Annotated in this window: 20 protein-coding genes; 14 read left to right on the top strand and 6 right to left on the bottom strand. The window is 58.8% G+C overall.

The window, feature by feature from the left end; all coding sequences use genetic code 11:
* Nucleotides 1-112: 112 nt before the first annotated feature.
* Nucleotides 113-778 (bottom strand): 7-cyano-7-deazaguanine/7-aminomethyl-7-deazaguanine transporter, encoded by a 666-nt coding sequence (locus tag S7A_RS02965; protein ID WP_009087813.1) that lies wholly within the window; start codon nt 776-778, stop codon nt 113-115.
* Nucleotides 779-982: 204 nt separating this feature from the next.
* Between S7A_RS02965 and tusA the strand changes: the two genes are divergently transcribed.
* The gene (tusA, locus tag S7A_RS02960) at nt 983-1234 is read left to right on the top strand and encodes a sulfurtransferase TusA (protein ID WP_009087811.1); all 252 of its coding nucleotides are present in this window, start codon (nt 983-985) and stop codon (nt 1232-1234) included.
* Between the two features lie 54 nt (nt 1235-1288).
* On the opposite strand, the gene S7A_RS02955 is transcribed toward tusA, so the two are convergent.
* Both S7A_RS02955 and S7A_RS02950 read right to left on the bottom strand, forming a co-directional pair.
* Complete coding sequence (locus S7A_RS02955) at nt 1289-3577, bottom strand: zinc/cadmium/mercury/lead-transporting ATPase (RefSeq protein ID WP_033736085.1); 2289 nt, start codon at nt 3575-3577, stop codon at nt 1289-1291.
* Between the two features lie 93 nt (nt 3578-3670).
* Entirely contained in the window at nt 3671-4300 is a 630-nt protein-coding gene (locus tag S7A_RS02950) for a lysoplasmalogenase (RefSeq protein WP_009087807.1), read from the bottom strand.
* Nucleotides 4301-4445: 145 nt separating this feature from the next.
* On the opposite strand from S7A_RS02950, the gene S7A_RS02945 reads away from it, so the two are divergent.
* Nucleotides 4446-4802 carry a DUF2500 domain-containing protein gene (locus tag S7A_RS02945; protein ID WP_009087805.1) on the top strand — a complete coding sequence of 119 codons (357 nt, stop codon included), beginning with the start codon at nt 4446-4448 and terminating at the stop codon, nt 4800-4802.
* Between the two features lie 26 nt (nt 4803-4828).
* Here the strand turns inward: S7A_RS02945 and S7A_RS02940 are convergent, their stop codons facing one another.
* Together S7A_RS02940 and rsmD are read right to left on the bottom strand one after the other, a co-directional pair.
* Complete coding sequence (locus S7A_RS02940) at nt 4829-5101, bottom strand: DUF1145 family protein (protein ID WP_009087803.1); 273 nt, start codon at nt 5099-5101, stop codon at nt 4829-4831.
* Entirely contained in the window at nt 5091-5690 is a 600-nt protein-coding gene (rsmD, locus tag S7A_RS02935; protein ID WP_009087801.1) for a 16S rRNA (guanine(966)-N(2))-methyltransferase, read from the bottom strand. The genes S7A_RS02940 and rsmD overlap by 11 nt, the downstream gene beginning before the upstream one ends.
* Nucleotides 5691-5922: 232 nt before the next feature.
* Here rsmD and ftsY point away from each other — a divergent pair, with 232 nt between their 5' ends.
* The 4 genes from ftsY (at nt 5923) to rpoH (ending at nt 10368) form a co-directional block, all read left to right on the top strand.
* Nucleotides 5923-7623, top strand: coding sequence for a signal recognition particle-docking protein FtsY (gene ftsY / locus S7A_RS02930; RefSeq protein WP_009087799.1), 1701 nt, complete (start codon nt 5923-5925; stop codon nt 7621-7623).
* A gap of 5 nt (nt 7624-7628) precedes the next feature.
* On the top strand, nt 7629-8297 hold the full coding sequence (gene ftsE / locus S7A_RS02925; protein ID WP_009087798.1) for a cell division ATP-binding protein FtsE: 669 nt from the start codon (nt 7629-7631) through the stop codon (nt 8295-8297).
* Nucleotides 8287-9270: a permease-like cell division protein FtsX gene (ftsX, locus tag S7A_RS02920; protein WP_009087796.1), complete on the top strand. Its 984-nt coding sequence runs from the start codon at nt 8287-8289 to the stop codon at nt 9268-9270. The genes ftsE and ftsX overlap by 11 nt, the downstream gene beginning before the upstream one ends.
* 240 nt (nt 9271-9510) lie before the next feature.
* Nucleotides 9511-10368: an RNA polymerase sigma factor RpoH gene (gene rpoH / locus S7A_RS02915; protein ID WP_009087795.1), complete on the top strand. Its 858-nt coding sequence runs from the start codon at nt 9511-9513 to the stop codon at nt 10366-10368.
* A 53-nt stretch (nt 10369-10421) separates the two neighbouring features.
* On the opposite strand, the gene panM is transcribed toward rpoH, so the two are convergent.
* On the bottom strand, nt 10422-10844 hold the full coding sequence (gene panM / locus S7A_RS02910) for an aspartate 1-decarboxylase autocleavage activator PanM (RefSeq protein WP_009087793.1): 423 nt from the start codon (nt 10842-10844) through the stop codon (nt 10422-10424).
* A 395-nt stretch (nt 10845-11239) separates the two neighbouring features.
* Between panM and S7A_RS02905 the strand changes: the two genes are divergently transcribed.
* The 8 genes from S7A_RS02905 (at nt 11240) to ugpE (ending at nt 19876) form a co-directional block, all read left to right on the top strand.
* Nucleotides 11240-12352 carry a branched-chain amino acid ABC transporter substrate-binding protein gene (locus S7A_RS02905; RefSeq protein ID WP_009087791.1) on the top strand — a complete coding sequence of 371 codons (1113 nt, stop codon included), beginning with the start codon at nt 11240-11242 and terminating at the stop codon, nt 12350-12352.
* A gap of 134 nt (nt 12353-12486) precedes the next feature.
* A complete protein-coding gene (gene livH, locus S7A_RS02900) occupies nt 12487-13413 on the top strand; it encodes a high-affinity branched-chain amino acid ABC transporter permease LivH (protein WP_009087789.1) in 927 nt (308 codons plus the stop codon).
* Nucleotides 13410-14681: a high-affinity branched-chain amino acid ABC transporter permease LivM gene (locus S7A_RS02895; protein WP_009087787.1), complete on the top strand. Its 1272-nt coding sequence runs from the start codon at nt 13410-13412 to the stop codon at nt 14679-14681. Before livH ends, S7A_RS02895 begins: the two co-directional genes overlap by 4 nt.
* On the top strand, nt 14678-15445 hold the full coding sequence (gene livG / locus S7A_RS02890) for a high-affinity branched-chain amino acid ABC transporter ATP-binding protein LivG (protein ID WP_009087785.1): 768 nt from the start codon (nt 14678-14680) through the stop codon (nt 15443-15445). The genes S7A_RS02895 and livG overlap by 4 nt, the downstream gene beginning before the upstream one ends.
* Before the next feature lies 1 nt (nt 15446).
* Nucleotides 15447-16160: a high-affinity branched-chain amino acid ABC transporter ATP-binding protein LivF gene (gene livF / locus S7A_RS02885; protein WP_033736083.1), complete on the top strand. Its 714-nt coding sequence runs from the start codon at nt 15447-15449 to the stop codon at nt 16158-16160.
* 612 nt (nt 16161-16772) lie between these two features.
* On the top strand, nt 16773-18089 hold the full coding sequence (gene ugpB, locus S7A_RS02880; protein ID WP_009087781.1) for a sn-glycerol-3-phosphate ABC transporter substrate-binding protein UgpB: 1317 nt from the start codon (nt 16773-16775) through the stop codon (nt 18087-18089).
* 57 nt (nt 18090-18146) lie between these two features.
* Nucleotides 18147-19034, top strand: coding sequence for a sn-glycerol-3-phosphate ABC transporter permease UgpA (gene ugpA / locus S7A_RS02875; RefSeq protein ID WP_009087778.1), 888 nt, complete (start codon nt 18147-18149; stop codon nt 19032-19034).
* A complete protein-coding gene (ugpE, locus tag S7A_RS02870) occupies nt 19031-19876 on the top strand; it encodes a sn-glycerol-3-phosphate ABC transporter permease UgpE (protein WP_009087776.1) in 846 nt (281 codons plus the stop codon). The genes ugpA and ugpE overlap by 4 nt, the downstream gene beginning before the upstream one ends.

Genomic DNA, 19876 nt, shown 5'->3' with positions numbered 1-19876 from the left:
TCCCTTTTTAAATTTCCGGTCAGGCATCAGTACAACAGGAATCAGGCTGCAAACGCAACCTGATGATTGTCAGAAGATCTTAGCGGGTAATGGCGGAAAAATGTATGGCGGATTAGCCGAAATTTACCTGGCGGGCAGTCTGGCGCTCAGCCAGACGTTTCAGCGCGGCGTTAAGCAGCACACCGTAAGCGGGCAGGAAGAAGACCATGCAGATCAGCACCTTGAAGCTGTAATCCACCAGCGCAATCTCCACCCAGTGCTGCGCCATAAACGCATCGGGACTTTTATAGAAGGCGATAAAGAAGAAGGCCAGCGTATCGCTGATATTCCCCAGGAACATGGCACAGCCCGGTGCGACCCACCACTGCGGCAGGCGGCGCAGCCGGTTGAAGACGTGAACGTCGAGGATCTGGCCCAGCGCGTAGGCCATAAAGCTGGCGCAGGCGATGCGAGCCACGAACAGGTTCATCTCTTTCAGTGCCTGCCAGCCCTGCCACTCTCCCTGATAAAACAGCGACGAAACGCCGTACGAGATAAACAGCGCCGGGATCATCACCGCCAGGATAATACGACGGGCCAGCGGTGCGCCAAAAATACGCACGGTGAGATCGGTCGCCAGGAAGATAAACGGAAAGCTGAACGCGCCCCACGTGGTGTGGAAGCCAAAGACAGAAACAGGCAGCTGAACCAGGTAGTTGCTCGATGTGATCACCAGCAGGTGAAACAGCGACAACCAGAAAAGCGCATACATGCGCTGACGCGAAGAAAATGCGAGCATAGTCAACCTTTTTAATGTTGGGGTGAGGGAACCCATTGCGGGACACCGTTCGGGCGGTGCCAGGCAGTTTTATGAGCAAAAAGCGGCGGCATATTACCGCGTTGTGCTTTTTATGCAATGGTTAATTTTAGCGCAATCGTTATCGCCTTGCGTCACGGTCAGCACGCGCTAGAATGAGCGCCCCTGACCTGAAGCGAGTTGAATATGAGCGATCTTTTTTCCTCTGCCGACCATCAGCTGGATGCCCGCGGCCTGCGTTGCCCGGAGCCGGTGATGATGGTGCGCAAAACCGTACGTGGCCTGCAGGAGGGTGAGACCTTGCTGATCATCGCCGACGATCCCGCCACAACCCGCGATATTCCCGGCTTTTGCCGCTTTATGGAACATGGTCTGCTGGCGCAGCAGACGGAGACGCTGCCCTATCAGTTTCTGATCCGCAAAGGGATGGCGGGATAACCCCAGCCGCACCGGCCGCTGTTATCCCCGGCCCTTCAGGCCGGCGCCGCGCGCTCAGTCACGGTGGCGCAGCAGGCGCAGCGCGTTGGCCGTCACCAGCGCGGTCGCACCGGAATCCGCCAGCACCGCCAGCCAGAGTCCGGTCAGGCCCAGCAGGGTCGTGACCAGAAAAATCGCCTTCAGCCCCAGCGCAATGCCGATATTCTGACGGATAATGCGGCGTGTCCGGCGCGCCAGCGCAATCATCGGGGCCAGTTGCGTGAGCTGATTCCGCGTCAGCGCCGCATCGGCCGCTTCCAGTGCCACATCGGTGCCGCTGCCCATGGCAATGCCCAGCGTTGCTGCTTTCATTGCCGGTGCATCATTGATGCCATCCCCGACCATCGCCAGCGGCTGCTGCTGACTCAGCTCACGGATAGCGGACACTTTATCGGCGGGCAGCAGGCTGGCGCGATAATCGATCCCCAGCTCGCGGGCGAGCGTCGCGGCGGCGCGCGGGTTATCGCCGGTCAGCATCAGGCTCTCAATGCCGAGCCGGTTCAGCCCCTGAATGGCCGCCACTGCATCGCTACGCAGCCGATCGCGCAATGCCAGCGCACCCAGCGCCTCACCGTCGCGCATCAGCACCACCAGGGTGTTACCTTCCTCCTCCTGCTGCGCAATCTGCCTGCGCTGCTGTGCGGTCAGCCCTGGCGCATGAGCGGGCGTCAGCAGTTCAATCTGCTGCTCTGCTACCCGGGCCCGGATACCGCGCCCGGCCAGAACCTGCTGATCCCGTGCATCCGGCATCGGCAGATGACGCGCCTGGGCGGCCGCCACAATGGCGCTGGCCAGCGGATGGGTCGCCCCCTGTTCGGCTGCGGCGCTCAGCGCCAGCATCTCCGCTTCACTGGCCGCGCCAAAGCGCAGGATCTGTGTCAGCTGCGGTTTGCCCGGCGTCAGGGTGCCGGTTTTATCAAACGCGACTTTGCGCAGCGAACTCAGCCGCTCCAGCGCCGCGCCGCCTTTGATCAGTGCACCCTGCCGTGCCGCCGCCGCCAGCCCGGAGGTAATGGCCGCAGGGGTGGAGATCACCAGCGCACAGGGACAGCCGATCAGCAGCAGGGTCAGGCCTTTGTAGATCCACGGCTGCCAGTCGCCTGCGCCGAGCAGGGGCGGCACCACCATCACCAGCAGCGACAGCAGCATCACCAGCGGCGTGTAGAGACGACTGAACTGGTCGATAAAGCGCTCGACCGGGGCACGGTGTGTCTCCGCCTCTTCAATCAGCTGCAGGATACGGTCAATAGCGCTTTCACCCGGTTCCGACACCACTTCCAGCTCCACCTGGCGATCCACGCTGGTGGCACCGGCGGGAATCGTTTCGCCGCTGGCTCGCGTGACCGGCAGTGACTCACCGGTCAGCGCGCTCTCATCGAAGCTGGCGAGCGGGCTGATTAACCGGCCGTCGACCGGCAGTCGGCTGCCCGCCGCCACTTCAATCCGATCGCCGGGGCGCAGCGCCGCGAGGGGAACTTCCGTGCGCTGACCCTGTTGCAGGCGGATCGCAGATTCAGGCCGTAACGCCATCAGGCGGGTCACCCCACTGCGCGCTCTGGCGGCGGCATAGCCTTCCAGCTGTTCACCCAGCTGAAACAGCAGCAGCACCACCGCCGCTTCGGCGTGGGCGCCAATGATCAGCGCGCCCGCCGACGCCAGCGTCATTAATGTTTCGATGGTAAACGGCGATCCGCTGCGCAGACGCTGCCAGGCGCCGCGTGCCACCGGCGCCAGCCCGATGAGCGTGGTCAGCACAAACAGCCGATCGCCCCAGGCGGGCGCGAACTGGCCGAGAACGCTGCTGAGCAGCACCAGCAGCGCCAGTAAAAGCAGCATCCGGTTTTGCTGCCAGCCCGGACGGGCGGCGGGAGTGACTGAGGAGGCTGATGAGGCCGTCAGCTCAAATCCGGCTTTTCTGACCGCCTGTTCGACAGCGTTCCGGACATCCTGGCTGGCGCTGACGACGAGCTTCTCACTGCTGAACAGGACGCGGGCGTCGGTGACGCCGCTTATCTGGCGCACGGCCGTCTCAATGGTGCGGGCGCAGCCGGGGCAATCCATCCCGCTGACCTGCCAGCTAAAGGGGGAACCGGCGTCTCGCCGGTCGCTTTCCTCTGCGGCGTCGGCCTCCGTGCCAGGGCTGCTGTTGCTTTCACAGCAGCAGCCTGCCGTATCAGCCGTTACGGGTGTCGCAGCATGAACAGAAAGGGAGAGGGGACGGGCCTGGCGAACCTGGCACAGCGGTTTTGCTGCAGCGTGACTGGCACGGGGTTTGCCACAGCCACAGGCGTGATGTTGGTGCATATGACCTCCGGAGCGTAAGAAGAGCGGGATGAGCCATGCAGCTCATCCCTTATCCTACACTCTGGAGTGGACTCCAGAGTCAAGCCGCTTTTATCACACCACCCACAAGGAGCGCACGATCATAAAGTGACCGGCAAAATAGCAGGCGGCGACGATGGCGCTGTCGGCGGTGAAGCGACGACGGTAGTGAGAGACAAACCAGATGATGTTTGCCAGCAGCAGCAGCGCTGAACCCACCATGATGGAGAAGCTGTAATCCGTCGGACGGAAGAAGTACTGCTCGGTGGCGATCCAGGTCATGACCAGGGTCATGCCGATGAAGGTGCAGACGGGCCAGCGCAGATCTTCCAGTCGGCTCCACAGCACGCCAATCAGGGCGACACCGATGATCAGCAGCGTCAGCGGGATCGGCCAGAAGAAGGTCATGGTCATGCTGGCGGCGAAGCAGAGCGTATAGAGCAGATGCGACAGGAAAAAGGCCCCTACGGCATAGAGCATCTGCTGACGCGGCAGCAGCGTCAACGCATCACCGATCAGGGTTGCGATCAGCCCCGCCAAAATCAGGTAGTCCGTGGTCTGCAGCACCGGTGCCTGCCAGGCCAGACCCACCAGCAGCAGCAGGGTGACCGGTTTAAACAACCAGCGTTGCCACTGCGGGCCGCGATAGGTGGCATCGACATAGAGCCAGCCGGAGAAAAGGACAGCGAGGAAAGACCAGAGCATTGTTTCTCCCTTTTTTATTCAGAATGATGAAAGATCCCAAAATATCCCTTCCAGTTTAGGTTACGCCTCAGAGATGTGACAATCAGGCAACTCTGGTTGTATCCTTTGCTCCCTGTTTCATCATCTCCTCAGGCACAGATTCACCATGAGTAAACCCCCGCTGATTTTTATTATCGTCCTGGCGGTTATCGCCGTGCTGGCCACGCGTCAGTTCATCAAGCAACGCCGCGAAGGCGCGGTCAATGACGCGTCTCCGGTGCGGGCGTTGCAGGCTGAAGTCAGAACCAAACGGGAATTTCCGGCACCCAATCGCCGTTCACGGCAGCGGGAAGTGATCGCCGGCGAAGAGATGCGGTATGAAGCCCTGTTTCATCCGCTGAACGGGGCCAGCGATATTAAGGTGCAGATTAAAGAGGCGGAGTACCATCAACTGGATAAAGGGGCGAGGGGCGAACTGAAGATGCAGGGCACGCGCTTTATCAGCTTCACGCCCGTGCAGTAACTGGCGGGCGTGACGCCCGCCCGGCACTATTTTTTGCGCGGGAAATGTTTCTTCTGCCAGGCGACCAGCTCGAAAACCCCGAACAGAAAGACTTTGATCTGGGTGACGCGATCGATAGGCGGCGCATCTTTAGTCTGCGTGGCGCGCAGCAATACCAGCTGCAGACCGTGCATCATGATCATGAAGAACAGCGCCACGTTGATAAAGTAAGTCAGCGGTTTCGGGTAGGGATGCACCACGTTAGCCAGTAAAAATCCCCACACGCAAAGCATCAACAGACGCCCCAAATTAAGTAACATCCTGCGTCTCCTGTTGACGTTGATACAAACGATAAGCCACCTGTCCGGCTATTTTCTCGCGATAAAGATCCCACGCTGGCGGCACCGGCGGTGCGCCATTTTCCACTTCGCTCTCGACATAAATCAGCGCCTGATCGGCCAGCCAGTGATTCTGCTCCAGCAACTGCAGCGTCTGCGCCAGCAATCCCTGACGAAACGGCGGGTCGATAAACACCACATCGAAGGGTTCGCCCGGCTGCGCCAGCCAGTTTAGCGTATTGGTCTGGATGACGGTGCCGTTGCTGGCGCGCAGGGTCTGCAGATTTTTTGTCAGCTGCTGCGCCACCGGGCGTTCCAGCTCCAGCAGGGTCGCCGATCCAGCATAGCGTGACAGCGCTTCCAGGCCTAATGCGCCGCTTCCGGCAAAGCAGTCGAGGCAGCGCGCCTCGGGCAGCACCGGGGCCAGCCAGTTAAACAGCGTCTCTCGCACCCGGTCGGTGGTGGGGCGCAGTCCGGCACTGTCCGGCACCGGCAATTTACGTCCGCGCCACTGGCCGCCAATGATGCGGATCTGCCCGGTTCCGCCTGTACTGCGGGGGTTTTTATTCATCTTGCTCACAACTCGTCATAATTTGTTGCGTAGTTTAACGGGCGAATCGGTGAGAAGAAACGTTAAAAAAGGGTGCTGTGGTGAGCTGGCTGGAAAGTGTTAGACTACTGAGTTGCTGAAGTCATGCATTATTCTGCGGTTTACGCCGGTCTGGCGATGACCAACTTTCATTGATTTACCCCTGGAAACCCTGCGCGACCGGGACAAAGCCATCGAGGAGTGTAGTCACACAATGGCAAAAGAGAAAAAACGTGGCTTTTTTTCCTGGCTGGGATTTGGCAAAGAGGAAGAGAAACAACCTGCAGCGGAAGAGCAGACACAACAGGTCGCAGAACCCGCTCAGCAGCAGCCAGAACAGGAAGCCCCGGCTTTAAGTCAGGCAGAAGCACAGGCGGAAGAGACGGTTGCCATTACTGAAACGGTAGCCAGCGAGCAGCATGAGGCGGACGTGACCGCGGCCGCGCCATCTGAAGCGGCACCGGCGGCGCTGGATGACGCTGGATCTGTCGTTACCGAATCTGACGCTATCACTGAATCTGCTGCACCTGAACATGACGACGCGCCGGTCATTGACGCCGACGCCGTGGTCATGCCGGTTGAGGATGCCGTCCCCTCAGACGCACCGTTAAGTGAAGAGGAGCTGACGGCGCTGGCACTGGGCGATGCCGCCGTCGTTGAAACGACACCGGATGACGCCGTGGCTCCGCTGAGCGAAGCGGAGCTGACCGCGCTGGCGCTGGGTGACGCAGAGATTATCGACACGCCGCACAGCGACGCGGATGCCCCGCTCAGCGAGCAGGATTCTGCCGCACGGGCAGAGAACGATGCGGAAACGGAAATCCTGCCCGGCGACGCCGACGCGCCGCTGAGCGAGGAAGAGCTGACCGCGCTGGCGCTGGCCGACGCGGAGGTGATCGCTGAGGAACCGGCGGACGAGAGCGCCTCTGATACCGTCAGCGATCTGCCGCTGGCTGCTGCGCCATTCATCGCCCAGGAGCAGGAGCGTCCCGCCAAAGAGGGCTTCTTTGCCCGCCTGAAACGCAGCCTGGTGAAAACCCGTCAGAACCTCGGTTCCGGTTTCATCAGCCTGTTCCGGGGCAAAAAGATTGATGACGATCTGTTTGATGAGCTGGAAGAGCAGCTGCTGATTGCGGATGTGGGTGTGGATACCACGCGCCGCATCATTACGCATCTGACCCAGCAGGCAAACCGCAAGCAGCTGCGCGACGCGGAAGCGCTCTATGGCCTGCTGAAGGCGGAGATGGCGTCGATTCTCGCCAAAGTCGACGCGCCGCTGGACGTTTCAGGCAAAACACCGTTTGTGATCCTGATGGTGGGCGTCAATGGCGTGGGGAAAACCACCACCATCGGTAAGCTGGCGCGCCAGTATCAGGCCGAAGGCAAATCCGTGATGTTAGCGGCGGGCGATACCTTCCGTGCGGCAGCGGTTGAGCAGCTGCAGGTGTGGGGCCAGCGCAACAACATTCCGGTGATTGCCCAGCACACCGGCGCAGATTCCGCCTCGGTGATCTTCGATGCGATTCAGGCGGCGAAATCGCGTGGCGTGGATGTGCTGATTGCCGACACCGCCGGGCGTCTGCAGAACAAATCGCACCTGATGGAAGAGCTGAAAAAAATCACCCGCGTGATGAAAAAGCTGGATGAGTCCGCGCCTCACGAAGTGATGCTGACGCTGGACGCCAGCACCGGACAGAATGCGGTCAGCCAGGCCCGGCTGTTTAACGAAGCGGTCGGCCTGACCGGTATTGCGCTCACCAAACTGGATGGCACCGCTAAAGGCGGCGTGATCTTCTCGGTGGCCGATCAGTTCGGTATTCCGATTCGCTACATTGGTGTCGGTGAAGGCATTGAAGATTTACGACCGTTTAAGGCGGACGATTTTATTGAGGCACTGTTTGCCCGAGAGGACTAATTAGGATGATTCGCTTTGAAGAGGTCAGTAAGGCATATCTCGGCGGACGTCAGGCGCTGCAGGGGGTAGATTTCCATCTGCGCCCCGGCGAAATGGCGTTTCTCACCGGCCACTCCGGTGCCGGTAAGAGTACCCTGCTGAAGCTGATTTGTGGCATTGAGCGCCCGAGTGCCGGAAAAATCTGGTTCAGTGGCCATGACATTTCCCGTCTGCGGAACAGTGAAGTGCCGTTTCTGCGTCGTCAGATCGGCATGATCTTCCAGGACCACCACCTGCTGATGGATCGCTCGGTCTATGACAACGTGGCAATCCCGCTGATTATCTCGGGTGCCAGTGGCGAAGATATCCGTCGTCGCGTGTCGGCCGCGCTGGATAAAGTGGGTCTGCTCGACAAAGCGAAAAGTTATCCGATTCAGCTTTCTGGTGGTGAACAGCAGCGTGTCGGCATCGCCCGTGCGGTAGTGAACAAACCGTCGGTGCTGCTGGCGGATGAACCGACCGGTAACCTCGACGACGCGCTGTCAGAAGATATTCTGCGCCTGTTCGAAGAGTTCAACCGCGTCGGCGTCACCGTCCTGATGGCAACGCATGACAGCGGCCTGATCGCCCGACGCAACTACCGGATGATGACGCTGAATCAGGGACGCCTGCACGGAGGCCACGATGGTCAATAAACGCATTAAACGTCCGGCGGCACCGAAAGCAAAGCAGCCGTCGAAGAGTAAAGCGCTCAAGGGTGGCTGGCAGGAGCAGTGGCGCTATGCGCTGCGCGGCACCCTCTCTGATATGTGGCGTCAGCCGCTGGCTACGCTGCTAACGGTGATGGTGATCGCCATCTCCCTGACGCTGCCCAGCGTCTGCTACATGGTGTGGAAAAACGTCAGCCAGGCGGCGACCCAGTGGTATCCGGCTCCGCAGTTAACCGTCTATCTCTCCAAGACCCTGGATGACAGCGCGGCCGAGAATGTGGTGGCGCAGCTCAAGCAGGTGGAAGGGGTGGATAACGTCAACTACCTGACGCGCGAAGAGGCGCTGAACGAGTTCCGTAACTGGTCAGGCTTTGGCGGCGCGATGGATATGCTGGAGCAGAATCCGCTGCCCGCCGTCGCGATCATCACGCCGAAGCTCAATTTCCAGAACTCCGACACCATGCAAAGCCTGCGCGACCGCGTGACGAAAGTGCAGGGCGTGGATGAAGTCCGGATGGATGACAGCTGGTTTGCACGACTGGCCGCGCTGACCGGGCTGGTGGGGCAGATCGCGTCGATGATTGGCGTACTGATGATCGTGGCGGTGTTCCTGGTGATCGGCAACAGCGTCCGGCTCAGCATCTTCGCCCGGCGTGACACCATTAATGTTCAGAAGCTGATCGGCGCGACGGATGGCTTCATCCTGCGGCCTTTCCTCTATGGCGGGGCGCTGCTGGGCTTCAGCGGCGCAGTGCTGTCGCTGCTGCTGTCGGAAGTGCTGGTGCTGCGCCTGCAGTCGGTGGTTGCCAGCGTGGCGACCGTCTTCGGCACCACCTTCTCGCTGGAAGGCTTCTCCTGGGATGAAGCGCTGCTGCTGCTGCTGATTGCGGCGATCATCGGCTGGGTAGCTGCCTGGCTGGCCACGGTACAACATTTACGCCGATTTACGCCGCAGTAAACGCCTGCAACATTTTTTTGTTATAATGGTCCTCTGCTACCCACAGTGTAGGCAGAGGACCTTTCCCCTCTTCCCTTCCTGTCATCTGTGTGTAAAATATTCACTGCTATAATTGAACTTGTGGATAACTTTCACACTCTAAGTAGCACAGATTGCTTTCGGATTTCGCGCGACGTTGACTTACTGTATCGTCTGCGCAGGGAAATGTGCGGCAATTCCATTGAATTTGTGAGGGTTTGAATGACCAAAGAAATGCAAACTTTAGCTATTGCTTCTCCGGGTACCCTGGATTCTTACGTCCGGGCTGCCAACACCTGGCCGATGCTGTCGGCAGAAGAGGAAAAAGCGTTAGCTGAACGGCTGCATTACCAGGGCGATCTGGATGCAGCTAAGACGCTGATCCTGTCACACCTACGCTTTGTAGTTCATATCGCTCGTAATTACTCCGGTTACGGCTTGCCACAGGCTGACCTGGTTCAGGAAGGTAATATCGGCCTGATGAAAGCGGTGCGCCGCTTCAACCCGGAAGTTGGCGTGCGCCTGGTTTCATTCGCCGTGCACTGGATTAAAGCCGAGATTCACGAGTACGTGCTGCGTAACTGGCGTATCGTGAAAGTCGCGACCACCAAAGCACAGCGTAAGCTGTTCTTTAACCTGCGTAAAACCAAGCAGCGTCTGGGCTGGTTCAATCAGGACGAAGTTGAGATGGTTGCGCGTGAGCTGGGCGTAAGCAGCAAAGACGTACGTGAAATGGAATCGCGTATGGCTGCGCAGGATATGACCTTTGATATGTCTGCCGACGATGAGAGCAGTGAAGGCCGCTCAATGGCCCCGGTGCTCTATCTCCAGGATAAGACCTCTGACTTTGCTGATGGCATTGAAGAGGACAACTGGGACGCACACGCCGCTGACAAGCTGAGCTATGCGATGGAAGGCCTGGATGAGCGCAGTCAGCACATCATCCGCGCCCGCTGGCTGGACGAAGATAACAAAACCACGCTGCAGGAGCTGGCCGATCAGTATGGCGTCTCAGCCGAACGAGTCCGGCAGCTGGAGAAGAACGCCATGAAAAAACTGCGTATGGCGATCGAAGCGTAATACCCACAGGGGCGACACATGTCGCCCCTGCTGCTTTCTGTCGCCCCGAACTGTCACGCCTCTTCCGCCATCCCCTCTGCGTCATCTGTTGCCCGTATCCAGCCGTCACTCTGCGCCCGGAAGCCGCACGCCTGCATAAACGCCGCCCGCACCTGCTGATCGTCACTGCCATCATCGGCAATCCACCAGTCCGCTATCGATCCGTTCTGCGCAATCGTCTCTTCCAGCAGATAGTGGCCCACACCGCGTCGCCGCGTCACGTCACGCACCGCCAGCCGGTGGATCTTGCCGTGCGTACCGGAGATTTCCAGCTGTAACCCCGCCAGCAGCCGATCGTTGAAGCGCGCCGCATAGAGACGATGGCGCTCATCCAGCCGCTGTTCCAGTTCCTGAATGTTCAGATCGGGCCAGACCTTGCCCAGATCGATGTGGTCCTGCGGCGTCAGCGTGGTTAAACGCTGGATAGTCAGCTTCATAACAAAAACCTCTAAAAAAGGGGAAAGTGCAGCGAAAGTATACAACCAGAGCGCCACCACATTTTCATCAATAAAACAGGTCAAAAGATGGCCTGGGTGCCAGGATAATAGGTGTAAACAGGTTAAGCCTGCGATCAACCCAGCATAATGCGCTGGCAAAGTGGTGAAAAACCGGCCATTGCCTCCAGTGTATTATGCTGTTTCACTCAGTCAATTCTGAATATGTCAGTTGATTTACAGAAGAAACATCCTGTTTAATAACCTGAAAAATAAAGCCTTATTACTAAAAAATGCCAGAAAAGTACGCTAACTCCTTCATGATCAATCAGTTTTCGACTTTATCTGGCAATGCACGCACTCACAACATACACGACAAAACAGATGGGGTAGTCAGGATGAAAATGAAAGGTCGCGCATTACTGGCGGGATGTGTAGCACTGGCGATGAGCCATGCGGCGCTGGCTGAAGATATTAAAGTGGCGATTGTTGGCGCAATGTCAGGTCCGGTGGCGCAGTACGGCGACATGCAGTTCGCGGGTGCTACTCAGGCGATTGAAGATATCAACGCCAAAGGCGGCGTTAACGGCAACAAACTGGTTGCGGTGAAATATGATGACGCCTGTGACCCGAAACAGGCCGTTGCGGTCGCGAACAAAGTGATTAACGACGGTATCCGTTATGTTATCGGCCATCTCTGCTCCTCCTCGACCCAGCCTGCGTCTGACATCTATGAAGATGAAGGCGTGCTGATGATTACCCCGGCGGCGACCGCACCTGACCTGACTTCCCGCGGCTATAAACTGATCATGCGCACCACCGGTCTGGACTCTGACCAGGGGCCGACCGCAGCCAAATACATTATGAGCGAGCTGAAGCCGCAGCGTATCGCCGTGGTGCACGACAAACAGCAATATGGTGAAGGCCTGGCGCGTTCCGTACAGGAGAGCCTGAAAAAACAGGGCGCGAACATCGTCATGTTTGAAGGGATCACCGCAGGCGACAAAGATTTCTCTACGCTGGTGGCGCGCTTTAAGAAAGAGAACGTCGATTTCGTCTATTTCGGCGGCTACTACCCGGAAATGGGCCAGATCCTGCGTCAGGCGCGGGCGGCCGGTCTGAAAACGCAGTTTATGGGACCAGAAGGGGTGGGCAACGCCTCCCTGTCGAACATTGCCGGTGCGGCGTCTGAGGGCATGCTGGTCACGCTGCCGAAACGCTACGATCAGGTTGAAACCAACAAACCGATCGTTGACGCGCTGAAGGCGAAGAAACTTGATCCGACCGGTCCGTTCGTCTGGACCACCTATGCCGCGCTGCAATCGCTGACCACCGGCATGGAACGTAGCAAGAGCGAAGAGCCGGACGCTATCGTGAAGAACCTCAAAGAAGGGGCTGCGGTGCCAACCGTCATGGGCAACCTGAACTGGGATGAAAAGGGCGATCTCAAGGGCTTTGAATTCGGCATCTTCAAATGGCATGCCGATGGTACCTCGACCGCAGTGAAGTAAACCAGGCGGTTTTCTGGTGAGCCGGAGGCCAGCTAAGCGGTCTCCACTGACCGGCGACACGAACGCCTGGCACGCCGCTGCCAGGCGTTTTTTGTACCCCGATCGCCTGCGATCGGATAAGTAAGGGTTAAGGTATGTCCGAGCAGTTCCTCTATTTTATTCAGCAGATGTTTAACGGTGTCACCCTCGGGAGCACCTACGCGCTGATCGCCATCGGTTACACCATGGTTTACGGCATTATCGGCATGATCAACTTCGCCCACGGCGAGGTGTACATGATCGGTAGCTATGTCTCCTTTATCGTGATTGCCGCCCTGATGATGATGGGCATCGACACCACCTGGCTGATGATTGCGGCTGGCTTTGTGATGGCAGTCATTATCTCCAGCGCCTACGGCTGGAGCATTGAACGCGTGGCCTACCGGCCCGTACGTTCCTCTAAGCGCCTGATTGCGCTCATCTCCGCCATCGGGATGTCGATCTTCCTGCAAAACTACGTCAGCCTGACCCAGGGCTCACGCGACCTGGCGCTGCCGAGCCTGATCACCGGACAGTGGACGGTGGGGGAGAGCAACGGGTTTGCCGCCACCATCTCAACCATGCAGATTGTTATCTGGGTGGTGACCTTCCTGGCGATGCTGGCGCTGACCACCTTTATCCGCTACTCCCGCATGGGCCGCGCCTGTCGCGCCTGCGCTGAAGATCTGAAAATGGCCAGCCTGCTGGGCATTAACACCGACCGCGTGATCTCGCTGACCTTCGTGATCGGGGCCGCGATGGCCGCGGTAGCAGGCGTGCTGTTGGGCCAGTTCTACGGCTCGATCAACCCCTTCATCGGCTTTATGGCAGGGATGAAAGCGTTTACCGCCGCCGTGCTGGGCGGGATCGGCAGTATTCCGGGCGCGATGATTGGCGGACTGGTGCTGGGTATCGCTGAAGCGCTGACGTCAGCCTATCTCAGCACGGAATATAAAGATGTGGTTTCGTTTGCCCTGCTGATTGTGGTGCTGCTGGTGATGCCGACCGGGATTCTGGGTCGTCCGGAGGTTGAGAAAGTATGAAGACCTCGTTTATCAACGCCCTGATCGCCTCGGTAATGCTGCTGGTGCTGGCCACCTTCTTTATGGGACTGCGCCTGACGCTGGATGGCACAAATCTGGTGGTGCAGAACGCGGGCAGCGTGCGCTGGAACTGGATCGCCGCAGGCTGTGCGGTGGTGTTTCTGTTCCAGCTGCTGCGTCCGGTCTGGCAGAGCAGCCTGAAGAAAGTCTCCGGTCCGTCGCTGGTGTTGCCGGGCTTTGATGGCTCAACGCCGAAGCAGAAGCTGGTGATGGCGGTGCTGATTATCGCCGCAGTCGCCTGGCCTTTCCTGGTGTCACGCGGCACCGTGGATATCGCCACGATGACGCTGATCTACGTGATGCTCGGCCTGGGCCTGAACGTGGTGGTCGGACTCTCTGGCCTGCTGGTGCTGGGCTACGGTGGCTTCTACGCCATCGGTGCTTACACCTTTGCGCTGCTGAACCACTACTACGGCCTTGGCTTCTGGCAGTGTCTGCCGCTCTCCGGCATCGTGGCTGCGCTGTTTGGTCTGCTGCTGGGCTTCCCGGTGCTGCGACTGCGCGGCGATTATCTGGCCATTGTGACGCTGGGCTTCGGTGAGATTGTGCGTATCCTGCTGCTGAACAATACCGCGCTGACCGGCGGACCCAACGGCATCAGCCAGATCCCTAAACCGACCCTGTTTGGCCTGGAGTTCGGGCGTACCCCGCGCGAAGGCGGCTGGGATACCTTCCACAACTTCTTTGGCCTGAAGTACGACCCCAGCGACCGTATCATCTTCCTCTATCTGGTGGCGCTGCTGCTGGTGGTGGTGACGCTGTTCGTGATCAACCGGCTGCTGCGGATGCCGCTGGGCCGCGCCTGGGAAGCCCTGCGTGAAGATGAGATCGCCTGTCGCTCTCTGGGCCTCAGCCCGACCCGCATTAAGCTGACCGCCTTTACTATCAGTGCCGCCTTTGCCGGATTCGCCGGCAGCCTGTTCGCGGCGCGCCAGGGCTTTGTCAGCCCGGAATCCTTTACCTTTGTCGAGTCCGCCTTTGTGCTGGCGATTGTGGTACTGGGTGGCATGGGATCGCAGTTCGCGGTGATTCTGGCTGCCATTCTGCTGGTGGTTTCCCGCGAGCTGATGCGCGATCTCAATGAGTACAGCATGCTGGTGCTGGGTGGCCTGATGGTGCTGATGATGATCTGGCGTCCGCAGGGCCTGCTGCCGATGAAGCGTCCGCATCTGAAGCTCAGAACCGGTAAACAAGGAGAAGAGGCATGAGTCAGCCTTTATTAGCCGTTGAAGGCCTGATGATGCGCTTCGGCGGTCTGTTAGCCGTAAACAATGTGGCGCTGGAGCTGCGTCCGCAGGAGATCGTTTCGCTGATTGGCCCTAACGGTGCCGGGAAAACCACGGTGTTCAACTGCCTGACCGGCTTTTACAAGCCAACCGGCGGCAGCATTACATTGCGTGACCAGCATCTGGAAGGCCTGCCGGGTCAGAAGATTGCGCGCATGGGCATTGTGCGAACCTTCCAGCACGTACGCCTGTTCCGTGAGATGACGGTGATTGAGAACCTGCTGGTGGCACAGCATCAGCACCTGAAGAGCGGCCTGTTTTCCGGCCTGCTGAAAACGCCCGCGTTTCGCCGCAGTGAGAGCGAAGCGCTGGATCGCGCGGCGACCTGGCTGGAGCGGGTCGGCTTACTCGACCTGGCTAACCGTCAGGCGGGCAATCTGGCCTATGGTCAGCAGCGCCGGCTGGAGATCGCGCGCTGCATGGTGACGCGCCCGGAGATCCTGATGCTGGATGAGCCGGCAGCGGGCCTCAACCCCAAAGAGACCCACGAGCTGGATGCGCTGATTGCGGAACTGCGTGGCGAACACAAGGTTTCGGTGCTGCTGATTGAACATGATATGAAGCTGGTAATGGGCATCTCTGACCGCATTTACGTGGTCAATCAGGGAACGCCGCTGGCTAACGGAACGCCGGAAGAGATTCGTAATAACCCGGATGTCATTCGCGCCTATTTAGGAGAGGCCTGAGATGGCAAATGCGATGTTAACCATTGAGAACGTCAGTGCGCATTACGGCAAAATTCAGGCGCTGCACAACGTCAGTCTTTACATCAATCAGGGCGAAATCGTCACCCTGATTGGTGCCAACGGCGCCGGGAAAACCACGCTGCTCGGCACGCTGTGTGGCGAACCGCGCGCGACCCAGGGCACCATTACCTTTGATGGCAAAACCATCACCGACTGGCAGACGGCGCGCATCATGCGTGAGGCAATTGCCATCGTGCCAGAGGGGCGGCGGGTCTTTTCGCGCATGACGGTGGAGGAGAATCTGGCGATGGGCGGCTTTTTTGCCAGTCGTCCGGACTACCTGTCGCGGATCAAGCGCGTGTATGAACTCTTCCCGCGTCTGGCGGAGCGTAAAATCCAGCGCGCCGGCACCATGTCCGGTGGTGAGCAGCAGATGCTGGCCATTGGCCGTGCGCTGATGAGCCAGCCGCGCCTGCTGCTGCTGGATGAACCGTCGCTGGGACTGGCACCGATCATTATTCAGCAGATCTTCGACACCATTGAGCAGCTGCGCAGCGAGGGGATGACCATCTTCCTGGTGGAGCAGAATGCCAATCAGGCGCTGAAGCTGGCGGACCGGGGCTATGTGCTGGAGAACGGGCATGTGGTGCTGGAAGACACTGGTGCAGCTCTCCTATCCAACGAAGCCGTCCGCAGCGCTTACTTAGGTGCCTGATGGGGCACGGCCTGGCTTGCTTGCCAGGTTCCGGTTGGGCAGTGCTCGCCATCCTCACGTACTACGTGTACGCTCCGGTGGCTGCGCGCTGTCCGCCCGCAACCTGCCTGCGCCGCCGACGGCCTTGAGCACTGGTGCGAAGGGTAGTTCCGATGGCCTTTAAATTTGCGCAAAAGCACGGATAAGCGCGGCTATTGCCAGAGGCCGTTGCAGCTTATGGTAATCAATCCGACGTAGTAATGATGTATAGCTGCTCAGACTGCTGACAAACCCAAATCAGTGTGAATCTGGCCGCAACAAATAAACTCAACGCGCAGGGAACATGGTCAGAAGAGGAAAGCGTCCCGCGCCATGGACGGCGCGGGCCGAGCGTGTCATGGATGACGGATTTAGCGTCTTTCCGATCTGACCTTGTTCCTTGTGCATGCTCAGTCTTACAGCAACCTGGCCAGATTGTGTCAACAAAGTCGTTAGCTGCTCCGCCTTTCTTCCCTTTCGCCTGTCACCCGCCTGTCATCTGCCTGTTATTAATCCGTCATTTTCCCGTGTCATGTTACTCCGCGAACCAGAAATCCGTGATTTCACGCGTATTTACCTGCACAGGAAAATTCTATGTCCGTCGTTACCTTTCGCCGTAGCCTGATGAGCGCGCTGCTCGGTCTGACCCTCAGCGGCCATGCCATCGCCGCCACCGAGATCCCTTTCTGGCACTCCATGGAAGGCGAGTTAGGCAAAGAAGTCGATTCGCTGGCTCAGCGCTTTAACCAGACCCATCCCGATTACAAAATCGTTCCGACCTACAAAGGTAACTACGAGCAGAGCCTGGCGGCCGGGATCGCGGCAGTGCGCAGCGGCAAAGCGCCTGCGGTGCTGCAGGTTTATGAAGTGGGCACGGCCACCATGATGGCTTCACAGGCGATTGTGCCGGTGCATCAGGTGTTCAAAGATGCTGGTATTCCCTTTGATGAAAAGCAGTTCGTGCCGACGGTCGCGGGCTACTACAGCGACAGCAAAGGCCAGCTGATCTCTCAGCCGTTCAACAGCTCCACCCCGGTGCTCTACTACAACAAAGATGCCTTTAAGAAAGCGGGTCTGAACCCCGATCAGCCTCCGAAAACCTGGCAGGAGCTGGCCACGGATGCCGCCGCGCTGCGCAAGTCGGGCATGAGCTGCGGCTACGCCAGCGGCTGGCAGGGCTGGATCCAGATCGAAAACTTCAGCGCCTGGCATGCGCTGCCGGTCGCCACGGAAAATAACGGCTTTGACGGCCTGGATGCGGTGCTGGAGTTCAATAAACCGGTGCAGGTGCGTCACATCGAAATGCTGGAAGCGATGAACAAAAAAGGGGACTTCACCTACTTTGGCCGCAAAGATGAGCCGACGGCGAAGTTCTACAACGGCGACTGCGGCATCACAACCGCCTCCTCCGGTTCGCTGGCCGATATCCGCCACTACGCAAAATTCAACTTCGGCGTCGGCATGATGCCCTATGACGACACCGTAAAAGGCGCGCCGCAGAACGCCCTGATCGGCGGAGCCAGCCTGTGGGTGATGAAAGGCAAAGATGCGGCAACGTATAAAGGCGTCGCGGAGTTCATGCAGTTCCTCGCGAAACCGGAAATCGCGGCGGAATGGCACCAGAAAACCGGCTACCTGCCGATTACCACGGCCGCCTATGAGCTGACGAAACAGCAGGGCTTCTACGACAAAAATCCGGGTGCAGATATCGCCACCCGTCAGATGATGAACAAACCGCCGCTGCCGTTCACCAAAGGGATTCGTCTGGGCAATATGCCGCAGATCCGTGCCGTGATTGACGAAGAGCTGGAGAGCGTCTGGACCGGTAAACAGTCGCCGCAAAGCGCGCTGGATAACGCGGTCAAACGCGGCAACGAACTGCTGCGTCGCTTCCAGCAGCAGGTGAAGTAATCTGCCCGACAGGGCCAGTGCAGGCTGGCCCTCTCTCTTTCTGAATCAGAGTGCGCTATGTCTTCTTCTCGCCCGGTTTTTCGCACCAGCCTGCTGCCTTATCTGCTGGTGCTGCCGCAGCTACTGATCACTGCGGTCTTCTTTCTCTGGCCTGCCGGTGAAGCGCTGTGGTACTCGCTGCAAAGCCTCGATCCCTTTGGCCTCTCCAGCCGCTTTGTCGGGCTGGAAAACTTCAGACGCCTGTTTGCCGATCCCTACTATCTCGATTCGTTCTGGACCACTCTGACATTCAGCGGCATGGTCACGGGGTTCGGCATGCTGTTTTCGCTGCTGCTGGCGGCGCTGGTCGATTATGTCGTGCGGCTGCGCCGCCTCTATCAGACCCTGCTGCTGCTGCCCTACGCCGTTGCGCCAGTGGTGGCCGCGGTGCTGTGGATGTTTCTGTTCAATCCCGGTCTGGGCCTCTTCAGCTACCTGCTGCACCACATCGGCTATGAGTGGAACTATGCGCAGAACAGCGGTCAGGCGATGTTCCTGATTGTTCTGGCGTCGATCTGGCAGCAGATGAGCTACAACTTCCTGTTCTTTTTCGCTGCTCTGCAGTCGATCCCGAAATCGCTGGTGGAAGCCGCCGCGATTGACGGTGCCGGGCCGGTGCGACGCTTCTTCAACCTTTCCCTGCCGCTGATTGCGCCGGTGAGCTTCTTTCTGCTGGTGGTGAATCTGATCTATGCCTTCTTCGACACCTTCCCGGTGATCGACGCGGCTACCGGCGGCGGGCCGGTACAGGCGACCACCACGCTGATCTACAAAATCTACCGCGAAGGCTTCACCGGTCTGGACCTCTCCTCGTCGGCGGCGCAGTCGGTGGTGCTGATGCTGCTGGTCATCGGGCTGACGGTCATCCAGTTCCGCTTTGTTGAACGTAAGGTGCAATACCAATGATTGAGAATCGACGCGGGCTGGATCTCTTCAGCCACCTCGTGCTGGTACTGGGCGTGCTCACCATCCTGTTTCCGCTCTACGTCGCCTTTGTCGCCGCAACGCTGGATAACGAGGCGGTCTATCAGGTGCCGATGACGCTGGTGCCCGGCACCCATCTGTGGGAGAACGTCTCACGCATCTGGACTCACGGCGTCAACGACAACGGCCCGGCATTTGGTCTGATGCTGCTTAACAGCATGATCATGGCGCTCGGCATCACCTTCGGCAAAATCACCGTGTCGATGCTGTCGGCATTTGCGCTGGTCTGGTTTCGCTTTCCGCTGCGCACGCTCTTCTTCTGGCTGATCTTTATCACCCTGATGCTGCCGGTGGAGGTGCGTATTTTCCCGACGGTGCAGGTGATTGCCGATCTTAATCTGCTCGACAGCTACAGCGGGCTGACGCTGCCACTGATGGCTTCAGCAACCGCCACCTTTCTGTTTCGTCAGTTTTTTATGTCGCTGCCGGATGAGCTGGTCGAAGCGGCGCGCATCGATGGGGCCAGCGCGATGCGCTTCTTTATCGACATCGTGCTGCCGCTCTCCAGAACCAATCTGGCGGCGTTATTCGTGATCACCTTTATCTACGGCTGGAACCAGTATCTCTGGCCCCTGCTGATTATCAATGACGCCAGCCTCGGCACGGCGGTGGCGGGGATTAAAAGCATGATCTCCAGCAGCGGTTCGCCGACCCAGTGGAACGAAGTGATGGCAGCAATGTTATTAACCCTGATCCCACCGCTGGTAGTGGTATTGGTCATGCAGCGTGCCTTTGTGCGCGGTCTGGTTGAGAGTGAGAAATAA

It is taken from the genome of Pantoea sp. Sc1 (assembly GCF_000255315.1).
Taxonomy (GTDB): domain Bacteria; phylum Pseudomonadota; class Gammaproteobacteria; order Enterobacterales; family Enterobacteriaceae; genus Pantoea; species Pantoea anthophila.
Note: the sequence above shows the minus strand (reverse complement) of the source record. Positions and strands in the feature narration are given on the sequence as shown.